Source organism: Sinorhizobium sp. (assembly GCF_059070375.1).
Map to the genome: position 1 here is coordinate 918,628 of NZ_JCACWC010000002.1, position 18,025 is coordinate 936,652.

An 18,025-nucleotide genomic window follows, 5' to 3' on the forward strand; every position below is an offset into this window, starting at 1 on the left:
TTTCGGCGATGTGCGGTTCCATATTCCGCCCAATCGTTACAGCGGGGATTGCGCTCGCAAAGGCTTGCAATTTTAAACGCCCAATCCTGTTCTAGGAATGCGGTTTTCCGATTCGCATTTGCTGGGGGATTTTATGAAACGCATCATCACGAGCGCGCTGCTTTCGGCGGCGCTGGTTAGTAGCTGTGCCACCACGAGCGAAATGCCGCTCGCTCAAAACATGGTCCGGCTCGATACAAACGCTTCAGGTTTGCTGTTCACCAGTGCAGCCGGTGCGATCACAATGAAAAAAGCAGCGGAAGCGACGTTAAGTCGTGGCTACACGCACTTCAGACTTGATCAGGCTCAAACTGCATCGGGTTCGCAGTTCGTAGGGATGAACACCCAAACGAGCGGGTATGGAACCGCCAACGTCGTTGGCAATAGCGTTTACGGGAATTATTCCGGCTCGTCTTTCTCGACGCCGATGTATGCACCGACCCGACAGATTGGCGTGACCGTCATCATGTTCCATGCGAATGAGGCGGGTGCCCGCGGCGCATTCGATGCCGCCGACGTGCTAGCGAAGAAGGGTAAGGTCTAAAATCTTTCCTGAAAAAGGCGAACGCCTTTGTCTTCGATGAGGCGTTCGGCAACTTAGCCTTTTGGAAGCTCACAATGCTGAAGAAGGGCGCGATTAGTGGCGACGAATACGAAGCGGTACACATGCAGCCCACAATTCCCAATCTGCTCGTAAGCCTTTTCACATGGCGACCACGAGATGACATCACACCGGGAGAGAACTTTCTAACGGAAGCCTTTGTTCACACATTGCGTGTCAACGCCGCCTTCCGATCAAAGTGGCTAGCGCAGCTCCTTGGTCAGCCGATAGACGACAGCAGTCTCGTCATCGACACCCGGGCTTCTCACGCGAATATCGGCTCAGGAACAACCATATTTCCTGATGTTGATATTCGTGGCGAGTTTGCATCTGGAAAGCCGTTCACGCTTTTGATCGAGATAAAGTGGGGCGCTCCGTATGCTCCATTGCAACTGGTCAAATATGATCGGTTGTTAGCGTCAAAGCCAAACCCACACCTTGTGTTTCTGTGCGCGCGCGGAGCTGACTACCGAAGCGCCGTCAAGGACGCGGGTAGCTTTGTACATTCTGAATTTCATCCGCTTTTGTGGGAATCTGTTTTCGTGGTGCTTCAGAGTGCCGCAGCGGATTGCCAAATCTCTAAGGAGCTACTCGGCTTTATGGATCATCACGGTTTGAGTCCTGGGCAGCCAATCTCTACGTCAATAACAGAAAGCTATATCGCCTCAAAGCCGATCTTTAAACGCTTTCATCGATACGCTGAGAAGCTGCTCCGCGAATTTGATTGGACGATTCTCCCCGCGACGCACCGCGACACTGAGAGCGCGAAGGTACGTGATCGATATGGGAGGGTGGCAATTGAGTTTGTGCCAAGCTGGAATGGCGCGATCACCATCGGGTTCCTTTACGACAACAACGACCACGCCGTGCCATTTGCCGATGGCACATCAAACAGCATCGATCTGGTGATGCGGATTGAAGCCGCGAAAGCGAAAGAGCGGAATTCCGTAAATACGGCGATTAAAGCGAGAATGACGGCAGTTCGTGGAGCAGGCGGTGTCGTCCGCCTCGTAGGAGATGGTGCAAATAAAAATACCCACACTCTTTTTATCGCACAGCGGAGCCTCACGGACTTTCTAAGTAGCCCCGTCGAGGGCGACCAACTGCAAGCGATGTATGGGCAAGTGAAGGCTTGGTCAGAAGCGCTCTTCGCCGCTGGGACGGTCGGCGATGCACTCGCTCAGTTGGCGCGCGAATGAAGAACTTCGTATTCCTCAACCTCCCAGAGAGCTTTCGACTTGTTGAAGCGCTCGCCGACGGCAAAAGAGATTTTTGGTGGCGGACGACACGGCTCAAAAACGATATCGATGTTGGGGACCGTGTCTTCATGTGGCAAGGCAAAGGTAAAGATGAAAAATTTCGCGGGGTCCATGCGATAGCGACGGTCACCGAGAAGCCGAGAAAGTTGGCTCCGTCCGAGTTCGATGGCTATTGGGTCGGCGAACTATCTAAGGCGTTTGAAGACGAACACACGCGCCTAGAAATCCTCGAATATGCGGAAATGGGAAAACACCTACGACAAGGTCTGATCCACACAATTCCGCTACTCGCAGCCAAAGGCGTTTTTGATGGCGCACAAGGCGTAAATTTCAATCTGTCCTCCGATGAAGCCGAAGAGTTAGCCCATCTGTGGCGGCTCCATGTGAACCCTAAAATCGTAAGGACCACCGTCCGGCAACCGGTTGATATTGAAGGTAAGTTCGACGAGGCTGCACGGGATCAGCTTGAGCGGCAGGTTGCATCACTGCAAGACAGAAGCCTCGAAGAATTAGAGAGAATAATTGCGAAGGCACCGAAAGATCGAGACGAAAAAACCTCTAAGATAGTAGTTGCCGGTCACCCCCGTGATCCGGCAGTTGCGGCGTATGCAAGGGTCCGAGCGGGGAACAAATGTGAAGTTTCTGGCTGTCAAATACCCCTGTTCGAAACGAAACACGGCAGACGCTTTGTCGAAGTCCACCATATCGTTCCATTGGGTGAAGGGGGAAAAGACCGCGTAGAAAACGTCGCCTGCGTGTGTCCGTCGCATCACCGCGAAGCACATCATGGCAAGAATTCGCCACTTATCCAAGCGGGCCTCAAGGAGTTGCGTTCACGACCGGATCGTCCAACGCCTTGAAGTAGGTGACACTGGATCGCCTGCATTCAAATCAACTTAAAGTGCAGAACGTGAGAATGGTCCGTGATCACAATTTCAGAAGACAGTCTCGTCCAGGAAACAAGGGCCTGGTCTGAGGCTAACGTATCTAGACGCAGGCTGCTGCTGTCGGGTTAGGGTAAGGGGAAATCATGCGCAGGCTGGCATTTGTTTTGTCAATTTTGGTTCCGCTGTCTGCAACTGCGCAGGACGGTTCCCTAAAGGACTATTCGGGGTCTTATTTGTGTCGCCCAATCGGGATTGCCGGGATGCGGTATGATGAAGGGTCGAAACACTGGCAAGCCGTCACGTTCGACACTACCGACAGAGAACACCTCATCAAATTCAGGGCGCTTGAAGACCAAGGCGCGGGCAAATCGCACAATCCGCAGTATCGGCTATATCGGGTAACCATAAAGCGGGTTGGTCTCCCCGGCGATGGTTACGGCTGCCGAAGCGAACTTGTGCCAGGTAAGCCGATGGGCACGGTACCTATGTTCACGACAATCGCATTCTGCGACACTCAGGAAGCGAAGTTGTCAATCGATCTCGAAAACCTGAGATATCAAACGGTCAGCGATGGCGGTTTCCTGTACGATCTTTCTCAGCTGACCCCATACATGGAAGTCGGGAAATGCGTGCGACTCGACTAAGCGCCCCAGAACTCGGGACCCTACCTTATGCCACTCTACAGTCTCGCCGAAAAAGATTTGCGCGATCACTGCAAGCGCGCCATTGAGACTCTTGAACAGTGGATGCGTCGCCTGATTGATCAGAAATTGACGAATTCCTACGGTGCGGACTATCTCAATGCGAAACGTACGAACGGTGAACGCGTCATCAACAAGGCTATTGCGAAAACGCTTACCGAGAGGATGGCGAAGGAACCGGAGCGCTACCCGACTCTGATCAGTGCCGCCCTACTCGAAGACGAGATTTCACTACTCTGCAACCCAGAACTATACAAGGAACACTTTGTCGATGCTCTGAAGAGTGCATTTCCCCAAGGTAACGACGAGGCCCGTACATTTCTGGAGAGACTTATTCCAATCCGCAATGCGCTGTCGCATTCGAACACGATTTCGGTGCATGATGCCTACCGTGTGCTCTGCTATACCCATGACGTCATCCAGTCCTTCAAGGACTACTACAAGGCTGTGAACATGGCGCGGCTGTTCAACGCCCAGACGATCATTCGCGTGACTGATTCACTCGGGCACGATCGTCCCTTGTCTGATCCAAATCGCACCGCCGCCGCTGCCCTAGACTTCTCCCGCGACGACAAAGACATCCTGCATTGCGGGGATACCCTTTCAATCGAAGTCGATATCGATCCAACTTTTGATGCTTCCACTTACGAAATCAAATGGCTAATCGCGAACACTAATATCCCGACCGTCCAGCATGGGCCCAAGTTTGTTCTCCGACTTGAAGAACATCATGTTGCAGCACAGTTCACCGTTGTCTGCCACGTCACGTCTAACGCCAAATGGCATAAGCTCGGAACGCACGACGACCAGGTTGATATCGTCTATTGCGTATTACCCTGAGCGAGCCGACGGCTCCGAGTAGCAGCCGGTCATTACGTTGCCACCTAAGGCACTGTTCGGCTTCTCCGATTTGCTACGATTTTCGCCTATCGTTTGCTACGTTTTGCTTGACAAGCTTACCCCAACGCAATTGAATTCGTTAGGTATTTTGCCAATTTCGAATCCTGTCGGGTGCGCCAATCTTTTCAGTGTCTTGATCGCCACATAATCGCGGACTAGATGCCACTAAGCGCGGACTGTGACACCATAAGTGCGGATCCATACGCATCCTCAACAATCAGACCCAATATTACAGTCTCTGCTCTCGGTGGGCATGATGCCAAAGCTGGGTTTCCAGTTTGCGCCAGTCCTCCCAGCAGTTGTCGTCGTATCAATCCCGCTCAGCTTGCCGGATTGCGGCCGGTGACGATCCACGCCGCGCCGTCGATCATCACTGATCGCTCGCGAGTGAACCCCGCGAAGACGGCGCGAACCGCAACCGCAGCGCGGACGCGGATATCGTCGGGCTGATCAACGAGAGAGCGAGCCAGCGGGCCGACCTCGAGTGTCATCTTCACTGCGTCGTCGAGCGCCGCATCCCGCGTCTCCCCCTTGCCGAACGGGATGGATGCATCGAAGGGCGTGATAGCGACATCGGTGAAGCCCGCCGCCGTTAGAATACGCGCCACACGCCCCTGGTCGCCGAACGAGAACGGGCCGGGCGCTTCCGGACCCGGCGGCGTCATCGGCGGGATGATTCCTTCCATCGCGCCAATCGGCAAGCCCACCCAGTCGTTCTCGGCTATGCAGCGCCAGCAGACGAAAGCGATCCGTCCGCCCGGCCGGAGTGCGCGGCGCATATGAGTGAAGGCCGCCGTGGGATCGTCAAAGAACATCACCCCAAAACGCGAGAACAGAATGTCGAACGCCTCCGGCGGAAGCTCGGCGCTGCTGGCATCGGCCACCTGGAACGAGGCGGCAGAATGCTGCGGCGCTAGCGCGCGCGCTTTGTCGATCAGCGGCTCGGATATGTCCACGCCGACGACTTGGCCGCCCGCGCCGACCCGGTTGGCCAAGTCTCGACTAGATGCCCCCGCGCCGCAACCGATGTCCAGCACGCGTTCACCCGCGACGGGCGCGGCGGCCTCGATCGCGGCCTCGCCAAACACCGCCATCATCGCATCGAGCCGGGCCTGGTAGGCGACCCAGCTCTCCCCGCCCTGGCCTTTCCAGTCGGATACCTGATAAACATCATTCTCTGTCATGGCATGATCCCTGCTCTGATCTTCAAGCGAGCTATCCCCGCGGGTGATCGGTTTGACCGTGCGCCGCGATGAACATGGCGACGGCCGATCGGCAATAGGATTGGATCTCGTTGTCGTCCTGTGCTTTTGCCTCATCGAAGCGTGCGATGAGCAGCAGATCGGAGCCTTTGAAAAGGGCGGCGAACAAGCGGGCAGACTGGAGAGGATCAGGCACGTTTAGAAGTGCCTTCGCGTGCAACTGGCGCAACAGGGCCTCGATTTGAGCGATGATATGGGCCGGGCCAGATTCGTAATGGAGCTTGCCCAACGACACTTGGCTCGCGACGTCGGCCGTTACCATGGCTTCGACACCGCGCACTTCCGGGCGCAGGAGCGTGCGAAGCAGTGATGATCCCACCGCCATGAGCCGATCCTCGGCCGAGCCGTCGACGCCTTCGAAGAGGGCCTGCGGTATTAGCTGCTGGCAGCGGGCCGAAAACGCTGCTCCGAACAGCGCTTCCTTGTCCGCGAAGTGCCGATAGATGCTGAGCTTGGATATCTTCGCTCGCTGGGCGACTTTCTCCAATGTCGTCGCTTGAAACCCCAACTCCGCAAAAAGTTCGCCAGCGGCGTCGACAATCGTTTGGGCAAGCGCCTCATTGGCCGGCCGGCCGCGTCGGGCGCGGGCGTTTTCTTCGAGCACGATAATTAAGATCCTTGACAGTATCGTTATTGCTGAATTACGATACCACCGAGTTACATAAATTGAAAGCTTGGATTTCACCGTGTCCGCCATCTCAGATTCCGATCGGATCTACAGCGATATCGAATGCGTGGATCTGGATGTCATTGCGCGCCAGGTCCAACTCAATCAACTCCATCCACAACACGGAGCTAATCACCATGGATGACGTCATAATCATCGGCGGCAGCTTTGCTGGTCTAGCCGCCGCCCTGCAGCTTGGCCGTGCCCGCCGCAAAGTCATCGTTTTCGATACCGGCCTTCAGCGCAACCGCTTCGCTGGCCGCTCGCACGGTGTGCTCGGCCACGATGACAAGCCACCGTCCGACATCCTGGCCGAGGCTCGGCAGCAACTCGCTCGCTACCCTGCTATCAGGATGGTCAACGCCCGCGCCGACAGCATCTCCGGTACCATCGACAATTTCTCCGTCATCACTGGCGATGGTGAAACCCTTGGCGCGCGCCGCCTGATCCTGAGCTATGGCGTTGTTGACCAAATGCCTGATGTTCCGGGTTTTGCCGAGAACTGGGGTACATCCGTCATCCCATGCCCCTATTGCGACGGCTTCGAAGTCGCTGACCAGCATTGGGGCCTCGTCTGGTCTGGCCCGCAGTCGATGAATCAGGTCAGGCTGTTTCAGGATTGGACCGACAGGTTGACTGTCTTCGGCAATGGTCACGACATTGCACCCGACATCCGGGCCGATCTGGCGGGCCGCCAAGTACCTCTCGTGGATGGCCGGATCACCGGGATCGCACGTCACGGGAGCCATGGTGCCACCGTCAAGCTCGATAACGGACCCGATGTCGCGGTCGAGATCCTGTTCGCGCATCCGCGCAACAAGCCGTCTGCAAGCCTTCATGACGCACTGGGGCTCGCCACGGTCAGTACGCCAATAGGCATCGCCCTCGGGACCGACGAGCGCCGCGAAACCAGCGTGCCAGGCATCTACGCCGCCGGTGACCTTGCCAACCCCGGCATCCCCTCGGTCACCACGGCAATATGGCAAGGCGCGATGGCGGGGATCTTTGCCCAGCAGTCGATGTTGGTTTGATACCTCAGACACGGAGTTCTAAACGTCCACCGGGCAGACGAGGCGGCGCTTTTCCTAGGACTCGGCCAATCCAAGGATTCGATGTAGTTTATGGTTAAAGAACTGTAAGCAGCCGAAATTTCCGCTCTGACGAGCTTCCCGCAGGAAGAATAGGGCCGCAGCCTGCCCGATTAAAATACTTCGGAGCCCGCAACGGCAACAGTATCTGCATGCAAATCGATCGATCGCTACAGAAGTGAAGCAGGAGGCAAAGGTTAATACTTAACGAGTCCTTGAGTCACCAATGGTCGGACGAACTATCGATCGAAACCCGCCCAGCAGGCTCGCGACGGCCGATGTCAGCTCGAAGGATTCGATCCTGTCGCTCAAGCAGTCATCTGCTATTGCAGGGCTACTTCATAGTCCTCGCCATCCTGGACCTTCTTCAAAAGGGCGACTCCTTCGTGGGACCACTTCCGGGCCATGCTCGAGGCCTTGTTCCCGGTCTTGATCTTGCAGTGATAGCGGTTGTCCGATGACCGCAGGTCGATGCCCTTATCGTCCTTGATTCTGTTCAAGAGGTGGTTCGCCGCCTGCCAGTTCGGCAAGCCGATGCGCTGGGACAACTGCGTCAGCGTGTAGGGGTGAGACTGATTGGGATTGTCGATGACAGTGATACCCAGAAGCTTCGGAAGAAAATCCTTCTCGCCCGCGACGCGTTCCAGGACATCGTAGTCGACCTGAACGGATCCCGAAGGAATGTCGTGCCGAATCAACTTCATTGTGCGGGCCGCCAGAGCGCGAACCAGCTTCGGATTAATCGAAGTGAGAGCCGACTGGCTCTTTAGTGCCTTGAAGATCCAGTCGAAGTCGTTCGTATGGATCGCGCGGATCCGGAACTCCCGCCCTTCGACCGCGAAGATCGACTGATCCGGCGGATGCTTTTCGATGGCTTCCTGCCGCCAGATGATCTGGTAGACGTTGGGTATCAATCCATTCTCGTCCGCCACGAGCTCGCCGATATCCCGGAGGATCGCCTTTACGTTGGGATCATTGAGGCCGTAGCCGACAATGAATACCGGATGCTCCGCGAAGTAGGTCAGCAGCTTTGCCGAGACATACTTCTTCTTTTCCGTCCACTCGTCGTAGTCCCGCTTGGTTAGAACGATCGACGTGGGATCCGACACTTCTCCGTGGATGTGGAAAATCTCGCCGAAGCTGTTGGTGTTGTATCGCAGGATGGTCTGGCCACTGATCGGCTCGTAGCCGTCGAACACCTGCTCGAGAAAGAGATCGTAGTTGGTGGTGATGATGGCGTGCGGCTTGATGTCCGCCAGCGCCTCCAGCTCCTTCTGGATCGCAGCATCTTTGATGTCGGCTATTGCCGGCGTGATCTGAGCCATGTGCTGGCAGGCCAAATGCTTGAGGAACGAATCCTTGCTGACCTTGGAGTTGAAGAACTCCTCTGGGAACTCGCCTCGCGCTTCCTTCCATGCCCACTCGAACACCATGTCTGATAGGACAGAACCGATCGCGACAGGGTCGTCGTCATGCTTCTGCCGGAGGTACTCGTATGTGTCGGGGCCGTCGGGTATCCGGTTGAATATGGCCTTCAGGAGTTCGTGCCAGTTGGGGGCGCCGAAATATCTCCTGGACAAGCCGCTGCCGACGAACAGAATTGGCTGGCACTCGAACTCCAGCAGGAGATCGCGCACGGCGGCGTCCGCCTTCTGCCTGTAAGACAATTCCTGCTCCACGACTCACCTCCTGTTTATCCGAGGATTCGATATGAGCGGCAGCGGGAGTCAAGTAGTTGTCCACCGATGCTCTTGCCCGTCTTCGTTGCGAGGAGCCGTTGGCGGAGATATCGATGAACAAGTGCAGCCAACAGGATTCGTACAATGGCTTGGAGTGGAGTACTGGAGCGGAAAGCGGCCTACTGGAGAGATTCAGCACAACGCTACAAGGCGACGTCCGAGAAGAACGGCGCCCTACCCCGCAGCGACTGGTGGCGCTACGAATACTGCCAGACACCCTACCTCATGCTCGCGAGCGATGAGTACCTGGCCCGGCGATGGCTCGACCAAAATCACAATAATGTCCGCCTGACAGCGAATGGGCAGATTGCGCCGCGTCAGGACTTTGCAGATGGAAGAGGCATGTTCGGCCCCCTCTTCGCCCATCTAATGATGGAGTTCGGGACGCGAGGTGGCGTTCCGACGAAGCTCATCTCCGAGAGCAACGAAATGTTGGGCAAGTATTTCGAGAAAGGCGAACCGACTGGCGTGCGCCTTTTCAATGGCTACCCCGAGAGCCTTGGTGGCGTGATCGTCAAGTTTGGCAAGCGGGAGCATATCGAGAAGATGCTCCACGACGGCGAAGTGCGTGTTACGCCGTCCACGTTCTATTCCCAGGCAAGCCTATCGAAAGCCATGCACGACCTGGAAAGTGAGCGCCAGTTCCACCATCCGGCCCATGACGCGGTCCGAGCTGGCCGAACACACGCCAAAACCACGACTGGCTTCTCTGGCCCCATCGAGGACGGCTTCATCAAGGAGACTGTCCGATGCCCGGAATACGTCCTCTGGTGCGCCTGCCGTGACATCGATCGCCGCATGCCGGATGACTTCAATGCTGATGCAGCGCTCATCATACGCAAGCCCGATGTCTTCGCATCGCGGTTCGGAAGCGGCCTACGAAAGGTCTGGCTAGGGGTGAAGATCAAGGTCGGCCCTGTGACATACTATGATCCGTGCTCGTTCGTGCACAGGAAAGAGAAGCCGGTTCACCTCAAGCATTTCCAGTTCGCCTACCAGCGGGAGTGGCGCCTATGCGCTTTTCCAACTGCCAGCCAGATGCCTGCAGCGGCATTCAACATCGAGCTGGGCTCTTTGTCGGACATCGCCGAAATGGTGGCGCTGCCTGCGTGATCACCCCCTCCTGGAAGGACGGCGTCGATGTCAGGTACCCCGAACGGGAGATGGCCAGCCTTCTTCACGCCTTCACCCTCTATCGAGGAGGGAGAACAGGTTCGATGATCCCGCGGCTCCCGGCAAGGACGCTTTCGAGCGCCGCCTGAAAGCCATGACGAAGCACTATGAACGGCACCTCGGTGTATCACCGCTACCCGTCTTCCCGAAACTGGGGACCTGGATGTGGCTGCCTATCAGGTTCGATGAAGAGCCGCAGGAAGCCTCCGAAATGCCGTCTGTCTATCTGGCCTGAATGTACCCGCTCAGGAATGTGCGGACGGCCTGAGCGCGATGCTCGGATCCAGTTCAACAAGCAGCGCGTCGGAATCGATACAGTCGCTGCAGATGCCGAAGCAGTCCTCACCGAAGTTGTCCGCGCTTCTTGCCCGTCGACAGCAATCGCAGACGATGGTGCTATGACAGGCGGGCCTTGGAGCCAGTATTTCAGGCACTAGATTCTCGACAGCGCGCGCGGTAGGTCCGGGCATCGCAACCTCCCTGAGTTCGTGATGCAAAGGAGATGGGAGCGGCGTCGGGGGTTTTCCAGATGTCGAGCTGGTCGCTCAGAGTGACGATACTGCGGTTGTCTTTATCTTCATTTCGGGCGTCCCACGGACGCTATCCCAACGTGCCTGCGAACCTCTCTGGCCACCTCTCACGTGCAAAGACCTCGCTGATGAAATCAACAAACACGCGGGTTTTTGCGGGTAGCAAGGTCCGGTTCGCGTAGTAGATCGAAATTGGCCCAGCGTCCGCGTACCAAGCAGGTGTCAGCCGCACAAGCTTGCCGCTCTCCAGGTAGGGCAGTGCATCAGGTTTCGCGATCATGGCGACGCCAAGTCCGAGAACCGCAGCCGACCGCATTACGGCTGGGTCGTTGACGACAATCCTTTCCTTCAGCGCCGCTGGCTGCTCCTCGCCGGCAACGTTTCGCATCTGCCATTGCCGGATTCGACCAGTGCGCATCGAGCGCATGACAATGCCGTCCAGCTCGATCAGGCCGGATGGGTCGTGGGGCGGAACGCGATCATGCATATAGGCCGGCGAAGAAACCGCGATGATATGGGCCGATGCCAGCGTCTTTGCGATGATGCCCGGCGTCAGCTCGAATCCGCCTCCGATTGCCGCATCGTATCCCTCGGCAATCAGGTCGACCTGTCGGTTTTCGAACATCCATTCCGGCGTGATCAGGGGGTATCGGCGCATGAACTCGGGCAAGGCCGGGAGAATATATTCATTTCCGAACGTGGGGCTCATGCTCAGCCTCAGCACGCCTGCCGGCTCGCTCTGGCCATTGGATGCCTCGGCGATCGCTCCTTGAAGGCTCTCCAAGTGATCACGAACAGAATGAAGGAAGCGCTCGCCAGCCTCAGTAAGCGTCAAACTTCGTGTGCTGCGCTGGAAGAGCCTGAGCTTCAGGTTGGATTCGAGCATCGCGACGTTCCTGCTGACCGCTGCTGGTGTCAACCCAATCCGACGGGCTGCGGAAGAGAAGCTGCCAAGCTCGGCACTGCGGACGAAGGACTCCAGATTTGCCAGTGTTTCCATGATGCCTCTTTCAACGATTACTTGAAAGTAATAACAGCCAATTTCATCTAATCAAAGAGGAATAAGAGGGCGATATTCACTCCATCGAAACCAAGCAACGGAGCTATCGCAATGACCAACACCTCTCTGAAACTGTCCAGCAAGACCGCTCTCGTCACCGGCGGGTCCCGTTCGATCGGTGCCGCCATCGCAAAGCGTCTTGCTGCTGATGGAGCCGCAGTAGCGATCACCTACAGCGCATCGCCGGAAAAGGCAGCGGCAGTTGTAAAGGAAATCGAAACCGCAGGCGGACGTGCGATGGCCATCCATGCCGACTCCGGAAATCCTGAATCGGTTCGGGCCGCCGTGGCCAAGACCGAGGAAACCTTCGGCTCCCTGGATATCCTTGTCAACAATGCCGGCATCGCACTCGGTGGTCCGATCGAGGACATCAAGTTCGAAGACTACGAGCGCATGATCGCGGTCAACGTGACAGGTGTGTTCGTCGGCACGCAGGAAGCTGCGCGCCGCATGAAGTCGGGCGGACGGATCATCCATATCGGCTCGTCGATGGTCCGCTATGCGGCCTTCCCGACTGCCTCTCTCTACACGCTGACGAAGGGAGCTGTCGCAGGCTTCAACCGCAGCCTCGTTCGCGACCTCGGCCCCAAGGGGATCACCGTGAACACCGTGCACCCCGGCCCGACCGACACCGACATGAACCCCGATGGAGGTCCCGTTTCGAAGATCGTCGGCCCCGGAATGGCGATCGGCCGCTACGGCAAGGATTATGAGGTTGCAAGCGTCGTGGCTTATCTCGCCAGTCCGGAGGCTGCCTTCGTGACCGGTGCCGACATCGTCGCCGACGGCGGCTTCACCGCCTGATCATAAATCCAACCTGGAGACTCCCCATGTCTATCGGTATCATCGGAGCCGGCGAGATCGGCTCCGCATTCGCCCGCGCGCTTGCCCGGAACGGTATCGCCGCAACGATCTCCAATAGTCGGGGTCCCGAGACGCTTCGGGACTTCGCAGCCGAACTGACGCCACACATCACGGCAGGCACCATCGAGGAAGCGGCCAAGGCCGATCTCGTGCTGGTCGCCGTGCCTTGGTCGAAGTTGCCAAAGGCATTGGCCGGTCTTCCGGATTGGGCCGGCCGCATCGTCATCGACGCCAACAACCCGATCGAGCGTCCGCTCTTTCAGCCGGCCGAACTCAATGGCCGGCTGTCGACGGAAGTCTTCGCAAGCCTGGTGCCGGGGGCTCGTGTCGTAAAGGCGTTCAACCATCTCCCGCCGCATCTGCTCTCTGGTGATCCACGCGCCGAAGGTGGCAGCCGCGTCCTCTTCTATTCGGGAGACGACGCGCGGTCGAAGGCCGAGGTGGGCGCGCTGATCGCCAAGCTGGGCTTCGCGGGGATTGACCTCGGTCCGGTCTCGATCGGTGGAAAACTGGTGCAGTTTCCAGGCGGTCCGCTCCCAGCACTTAACCTCGTGAAGTTTGGATGACGAGATTCGGCCGGAGGCGTGAGCTTCCGGCCGAACGCTCTCACGGATAAGGACCTTCAGATGGATATGCCTGTTTCTTCCAGTTATTCGCAAACTCGGGCGCACGATACCCCACTTGCATCTTGGGCCGCAGTTGCCAGCGTCGGAGTTGGCGCATTCGCTCTCGTCACCACGGAATTCCTACCCGTTGGACTGCTGCCGCAGATCGCAGCAGACATCGGCATCAGCGAGGGACAAGCTGGCCTGATGGTCACGACACCAGGTATCCTCGCCGCCATCGCCGCCCCTCTCACCATAGGCCTTGCGGGTCGGTTCGACCGCAAGCACGTTCTGGTCTTCCTTCTAGGACTACTTGTGCTGTCAAATGCAATTGTCGCGGCGGCGACCAGTTTCCAGGTGCTGATGCTCGGCCGCGTTCTGCTGGGAATCGGGGTCGGTGGCTTCTGGACGATCGGGGGATCACTTGGTCCGCGCCTTCGCCCCGGAGCGGAGGGCGGACGTGCGACGTCTCTGATCTATTCCGGTGTGTCGCTGGGAACGGTCGCTGGCGTTCCGGCGGGCGCACTCGTCGGGAATCTACTGGGATGGCGCCTGTCATTCGGACTGGCATCTGGAGTAGCCATTCTCGTGGTTGCGGCACTCCTGTTGCTCTTGCCCTCGATCAAGCCACAGCAGTCATCCGGATTGGCCCAAGTCCCAGCCGTACTTCGAAACAGAAAGACGCAAGTGGGCCTGCTTGCCGCTGTCCTGATATTCATCGGGCAATTCGCCGCCTACACCTACGTCACACCTTTTCTCAATCAGGTATCGCATATCGACGCCGCCGCGCTCAGCGCGCTCCTTCTTGGATACGGTGTTGCCGGCTTCATCGGGAATCTGTTCGGCGGCTGGGCAGTAGGGAAACACCTGAATCGTGCCTTATCCGGGACTGCTGCGTTGATCAGCTTGTCGGCGTTCGGCCTTGCGGCAACTGGAGATAGCGCCGTGGCCGCGACGATCTGGACGCTGGCTTGGGGCTTCGGCTTTGGAATGCTTCCTATCGCCATGCAGACCTATATGTTCAGCTCCGCGCCTGACCAGCTCGAAAGCGTGGCAGCGTTGTTTGTTTCGACTGCACAGCTTGCCATTGGAGCAGGCGCGTTGGTTGGCGGTTTCGCGGTCGATCACCTTGGAGTCGCCAGCGCTCTATGGATTGGTGGTGGCGCCGCCTTCACGACTGCTCTAATAGTCATCGCGCCCACCAAAAAGCGATAGAGCGTCGTTGCTCGCTTATGAACCTCTCGCGATGCCCACACAGAGTGCTGCGGCGGCCTGCCACAACAGGCCGCCGGCAGAGCGGTCACGTGGCCACTCGTTGAGACGGCTTCCCTTCCTCGATTGCGTCCAAGACCTCTTTCCCCGGCAGCTCGAGCCGGGCGACAAGTTCATCGGCGAGCATCATGCAGGCGCTCCGATACCGCTCAAGGATTCCTTTCGCCCGATCGAGCTGCTCCTGGAGAATGCGGTCGACCCGTGCCATTAACTCAGGATCCAGATGGCCGATCTCTTCGATGCGGCGCCGACTGAGGTCGCCATAGGAGGCGAGCTTTTCGCCCATGCCGAAGGATCGTTCCAAGGCGATCGCCGTCTTCGTCGCCTCGAAGAGATCGGATCCATCAGTACCTGCGACACCGTCATCGTGGCCGTCCAGGAACACCTCCTCCGCAGCCATGCCAGCCATCGTCATGGCAATCAGATCCAGATAGTGCTCCTTCGTCCGCCGAATCCATGTGCCACGCTTGAATCGCGCAGTGCCTAGGGACTGCAAGCTGTTGTCGACCCTGATCCGATCTGCGATGGAAACTCTCACGAGATTCATGCCGAGGACGGCGCCGACGACTGCATGTCCGATCTCGTGGACGGCACTAGCCTTCAAGATGGTTGGGGGGACGTCCGCCATGAAAGGCAGATGAAGGATCACATCACCCTTCGTGATCGGCCCACGCCGCCGCCGTGCTGACCTGCGGGCATTACGGACAATCTTCTCGATCTCGGCGCCGGAAAGTCCTGAGGTCGATGCCGCGAAGTCGCGGTGATCAAAGGCAGTCAGGCTGTCGTGCAGGTGCATCCTGAAGATTGCCTCGCGGGCGTGTTCGTCCGGGAGTGAGACTACAACATGGCGATCGAGCCGTCCCGCTCTCAGGATGGCTACGTCGACCATGTCAGGATGATTGCAGGCGGCGACAACGATCACGCCTTCCCTGCCCTCGATGCCGTCCAGTTCTTCGAGCAGGCCATTGATTGCCTTGATGTCGTAGGATGCGTTGCTCCCAGCGGCCCCATCGCGTGAGCCGAAGGCATCCAACTCGTCGATGAATAGAATTGTCGGGGCGGCCTCTTTCGCATCCTTGAACGATCTCTGCATCGCCTTCAGGAAATCATTAAGATACCCCTTCGCTTGCCACTTGGCATACGAGGTGGCGATCAGCTTAACCTCACATGTGGCGGCGAGCGCGCGAGCGAACATGGTCTTGCCCGTTCCTGGCGGGCCGGACAGGAGAACTCCCTTGTCGACGTCCTCCCACGAAATCGTCCCGGCGCGCCAGTCTGCCAGGTCGCGTGCTAGATCGAGACCCCACTCCTTCGCCTCTCCATACCCCGCGAGGTCTTCAAGCGAGATGTCGGAGATGCCCGCGGAATCCTTCGGCCGCTTTTTCACAGGCTCCGTCTTTGACATCTTCTCGAGGATGGAGAAGACCCGAGAGATCGGCCGACCGCGTGTCATCGCAAGCTTGAGACGCTTCCAGTTGCTGTGCGCGATGATCTCCGCCTGCTGTTCGCTGACGGTGTGGCCGTACGCCCAGCGAACGACGCCGCGGACCAGACGTGCATCTGGAGGCGGAACATGCACGATCGCATCAAGAGCGTACCGGAGTTCGGATGGCACCGCTTCGTCTGACCTGAAGAGGATGACGGTCTTTAGGTTCTGCAGCATGTCCATCACGGACTCGATCGAGGATTCGGCCTTCTCATCGTCGAAGGCCTTCACCTGATCCCGGAAGCGGAAATCCAGCTCCCGGTCGAGAACGACGAGCGCCGCGCGCATGTACGTGACCCGGCGATCCCAGTCGGGAATGATGATGCCGATGGAATAGCGGGTTGCTCGCCTGAACGGCCGCATGGCGCGGCTCAGGGTTGCGTATGCCAAGAATTCGGGCAGCGCAAAGCCGTCCCAGGTGCGTGAGATGTTTTTCATTGGTGTGTTTCCGGATTAGAAATGACGATTGCTGGCGCTTGGTTGCGTCACGTCATCCCCGTATCCGGCGCACCTGCGTTTCCGGGCTGATCAGGGCATCGTCCAGATCGATCTCCAGGAACCCTTGGAGGATGAGTGAGGCCAGTGTCGGCATCGGCCGCCCTTCCTGGATCGCCGACAGGCATTCCGCGATGGTCAGCGACCCCATCTCCTCCAAGCCGGCGAGAAGACGAATCCTGTCACCAAGAGGTGGTCGATAGAAGCCGTATCGAAGAAGATCTTTCGCATTCCGCAGGCGGAAGCTATCGGCGAAGTCGATCATGGCCACAGGGTGGTATCGATGCCCCATGGATTCGATCACGGCAGACAGCCAGACCGGCGGCGACGGTCCATCTTGCCCAACGTCGATCAGGAAAGATCCGTTCTCGGTCAGAACGACGAAATCGAGCTGATATTCGTCGTCGCCGTTTCGCAACAGCGGCGGTGCCGTGCTCCATCGGGCGACCTCCGGGTCGAGATCGAGCAGGCATGCGAAGTCCCGAGCTTGCTGCGAACGGAACTGGGCGCGGCCATCGCACTTGATGGTCGCCATCGGTGAGTAAATCGGTGAAAGCGTGGCCTTGTGCGGGACGGCACCGTCCCTCCGGTCAGTCGAGATTACCTTCATGGCATCCCTCGGAAACGAAACGCAGAACTGGGCGACACCGGACGAAGCCGGAGTGCGTCAGCGTATTCGTATCGAGTGGCGCGCGAGGGTGTTCATGGGCGGGAACGAATATAGAACATGCAGGATGGCGTCAAGGACCTTGAAATGGCCTAGAGAGAAGTGCTTCAAACGAATTTTGATCAGCCACGAGGGGCAAGCAATGAGCCGAGGTTTTGAGAGCGAATTTAAGTCGGTTGATCTCCTGCTTGAATCGGAGTGCCAAAGCAGAGGCGTGGATGGTTTCTGTCTCGCGTGGATCAAACTCGAAAGGCAGTTGCGTAAGCTCACGGCTAATCTCATCTACCAGGCATCGGATATCAAAGCCGCCGATGCCGGGAAAATCCGCGAAGCGTTTTACGGGCATGGTAGTCTGGACTACACCAGCTTCATCGGAGCGATACACTATTTGAGTGGCATTTCCGTCAGCGAACTGATCGGAGATCACTACCGACCTCTTAAGAAGGAGATCGGAGTCTGCTATCGGAACAGACAGAAGATCTTCCACGGTCAGCAGACGGGCCAAAGTCTCGACCGAGAAGCCTTACTCGCCCGCATCGCCTCGATCCGTGAATGGTGTCGACTGTTGTCGGTCGGCGCCGCAGATCGATTTGGCTATGACGGCTTTGCCGGGAACACATCCCTCTTCAAGAGCGGTCGGCCTGGCATCGTTGATGCCGTCGACAAGGCTCTCCGGCGCCGGGGATGGTTGGCGTACGCCCAGACCTTCCAGAGATGACCGGAAGGTCAG

General features: G+C 57.8%; 17 protein-coding genes. 11 read left to right on the top strand and 6 right to left on the bottom strand.

All coding sequences use genetic code 11. The features are described from left to right. Positions 1-133: 133 nt before the first annotated feature. From AC5J09_RS08855 to AC5J09_RS08875, 5 genes are all read left to right on the top strand, one after another. The gene (locus tag AC5J09_RS08855) at positions 134-583 is read left to right on the top strand and encodes a hypothetical protein (protein WP_494297455.1); all 450 of its coding nucleotides are present in this window, start codon (positions 134-136) and stop codon (positions 581-583) included. Positions 584-657: 74 nt separating this feature from the next. After that, positions 658-1,839: a hypothetical protein gene (locus AC5J09_RS08860; RefSeq protein WP_494297456.1), complete on the top strand. Its 1,182-nt coding sequence runs from the start codon at positions 658-660 to the stop codon at positions 1,837-1,839. Beyond that, complete coding sequence (locus tag AC5J09_RS08865; protein WP_494297457.1) at positions 1,836-2,759, top strand: HNH endonuclease; 924 nt, start codon at positions 1,836-1,838, stop codon at positions 2,757-2,759. Before AC5J09_RS08860 ends, AC5J09_RS08865 begins: the two co-directional genes overlap by 4 nt. Before the next feature lie 170 nt (positions 2,760-2,929). Next, positions 2,930-3,430 (top strand): hypothetical protein, encoded by a 501-nt coding sequence (locus AC5J09_RS08870; RefSeq protein WP_494297458.1) that lies wholly within the window; start codon positions 2,930-2,932, stop codon positions 3,428-3,430. A gap of 27 nt (positions 3,431-3,457) precedes the next feature. Then, positions 3,458-4,327 carry a hypothetical protein gene (locus AC5J09_RS08875; protein ID WP_494297459.1) on the top strand — a complete coding sequence of 290 codons (870 nt, stop codon included), beginning with the start codon at positions 3,458-3,460 and terminating at the stop codon, positions 4,325-4,327. 380 nt (positions 4,328-4,707) lie between these two features. On the opposite strand, the gene AC5J09_RS08880 is transcribed toward AC5J09_RS08875, so the two are convergent. Both AC5J09_RS08880 and AC5J09_RS08885 read right to left on the bottom strand, forming a co-directional pair. Then, a complete protein-coding gene (locus AC5J09_RS08880) occupies positions 4,708-5,571 on the bottom strand; it encodes a class I SAM-dependent methyltransferase (protein WP_494297460.1) in 864 nt (287 codons plus the stop codon). A gap of 31 nt (positions 5,572-5,602) precedes the next feature. Next, complete coding sequence (locus tag AC5J09_RS08885) at positions 5,603-6,256, bottom strand: TetR/AcrR family transcriptional regulator (RefSeq protein WP_494297669.1); 654 nt, start codon at positions 6,254-6,256, stop codon at positions 5,603-5,605. A 197-nt stretch (positions 6,257-6,453) separates the two neighbouring features. Between AC5J09_RS08885 and AC5J09_RS08890 the strand changes: the two genes are divergently transcribed. Further along, a complete protein-coding gene (locus AC5J09_RS08890; RefSeq protein WP_494297461.1) occupies positions 6,454-7,347 on the top strand; it encodes an NAD(P)/FAD-dependent oxidoreductase in 894 nt (297 codons plus the stop codon). A 380-nt stretch (positions 7,348-7,727) separates the two neighbouring features. On the opposite strand, the gene AC5J09_RS08895 is transcribed toward AC5J09_RS08890, so the two are convergent. After that, the gene (locus tag AC5J09_RS08895) at positions 7,728-9,083 is read right to left on the bottom strand and encodes an SIR2 family NAD-dependent protein deacylase (protein WP_494297462.1); all 1,356 of its coding nucleotides are present in this window, start codon (positions 9,081-9,083) and stop codon (positions 7,728-7,730) included. A gap of 144 nt (positions 9,084-9,227) precedes the next feature. On the opposite strand from AC5J09_RS08895, the gene AC5J09_RS08900 reads away from it, so the two are divergent. Then, positions 9,228-10,256, top strand: coding sequence for a hypothetical protein (locus tag AC5J09_RS08900; protein WP_494297463.1), 1,029 nt, complete (start codon positions 9,228-9,230; stop codon positions 10,254-10,256). 660 nt (positions 10,257-10,916) lie between these two features. Here the strand turns inward: AC5J09_RS08900 and AC5J09_RS08905 are convergent. Beyond that, positions 10,917-11,846 carry a LysR family transcriptional regulator gene (locus AC5J09_RS08905; RefSeq protein ID WP_494297464.1) on the bottom strand — a complete coding sequence of 310 codons (930 nt, stop codon included), beginning with the start codon at positions 11,844-11,846 and terminating at the stop codon, positions 10,917-10,919. 111 nt (positions 11,847-11,957) lie between these two features. On the opposite strand from AC5J09_RS08905, the gene AC5J09_RS08910 reads away from it, so the two are divergent. Genes AC5J09_RS08910 through AC5J09_RS08920 form a run of 3 tightly spaced genes read left to right on the top strand, consistent with a single transcriptional unit; the run spans position 11,958 to position 14,590 of the window. Further along, a complete protein-coding gene (locus AC5J09_RS08910; protein ID WP_494297465.1) occupies positions 11,958-12,710 on the top strand; it encodes a 3-oxoacyl-ACP reductase family protein in 753 nt (250 codons plus the stop codon). A 26-nt stretch (positions 12,711-12,736) separates the two neighbouring features. After that, positions 12,737-13,336 carry an NADPH-dependent F420 reductase gene (locus tag AC5J09_RS08915; protein WP_494297466.1) on the top strand — a complete coding sequence of 200 codons (600 nt, stop codon included), beginning with the start codon at positions 12,737-12,739 and terminating at the stop codon, positions 13,334-13,336. A 60-nt stretch (positions 13,337-13,396) separates the two neighbouring features. After that, on the top strand, positions 13,397-14,590 hold the full coding sequence (locus tag AC5J09_RS08920; protein WP_494297467.1) for an MFS transporter: 1,194 nt from the start codon (positions 13,397-13,399) through the stop codon (positions 14,588-14,590). 85 nt (positions 14,591-14,675) lie between these two features. On the opposite strand, the gene AC5J09_RS08925 is transcribed toward AC5J09_RS08920, so the two are convergent. Together AC5J09_RS08925 and AC5J09_RS08930 are read right to left on the bottom strand one after the other, a co-directional pair. Next, complete coding sequence (locus AC5J09_RS08925) at positions 14,676-16,421, bottom strand: AAA family ATPase (RefSeq protein ID WP_494297468.1); 1,746 nt, start codon at positions 16,419-16,421, stop codon at positions 14,676-14,678. 202 nt (positions 16,422-16,623) lie between these two features. Next, entirely contained in the window at positions 16,624-17,238 is a 615-nt protein-coding gene (locus AC5J09_RS08930; protein ID WP_494297469.1) for a hypothetical protein, read from the bottom strand. Here AC5J09_RS08930 and AC5J09_RS08935 point away from each other — a divergent pair. Beyond that, complete coding sequence (locus tag AC5J09_RS08935; protein WP_494297470.1) at positions 17,237-18,013, top strand: hypothetical protein; 777 nt, start codon at positions 17,237-17,239, stop codon at positions 18,011-18,013. The two genes, AC5J09_RS08930 and AC5J09_RS08935, sit on opposite strands and share 2 nt — an antisense overlap. Positions 18,014-18,025 lie beyond the last annotated feature (12 nt).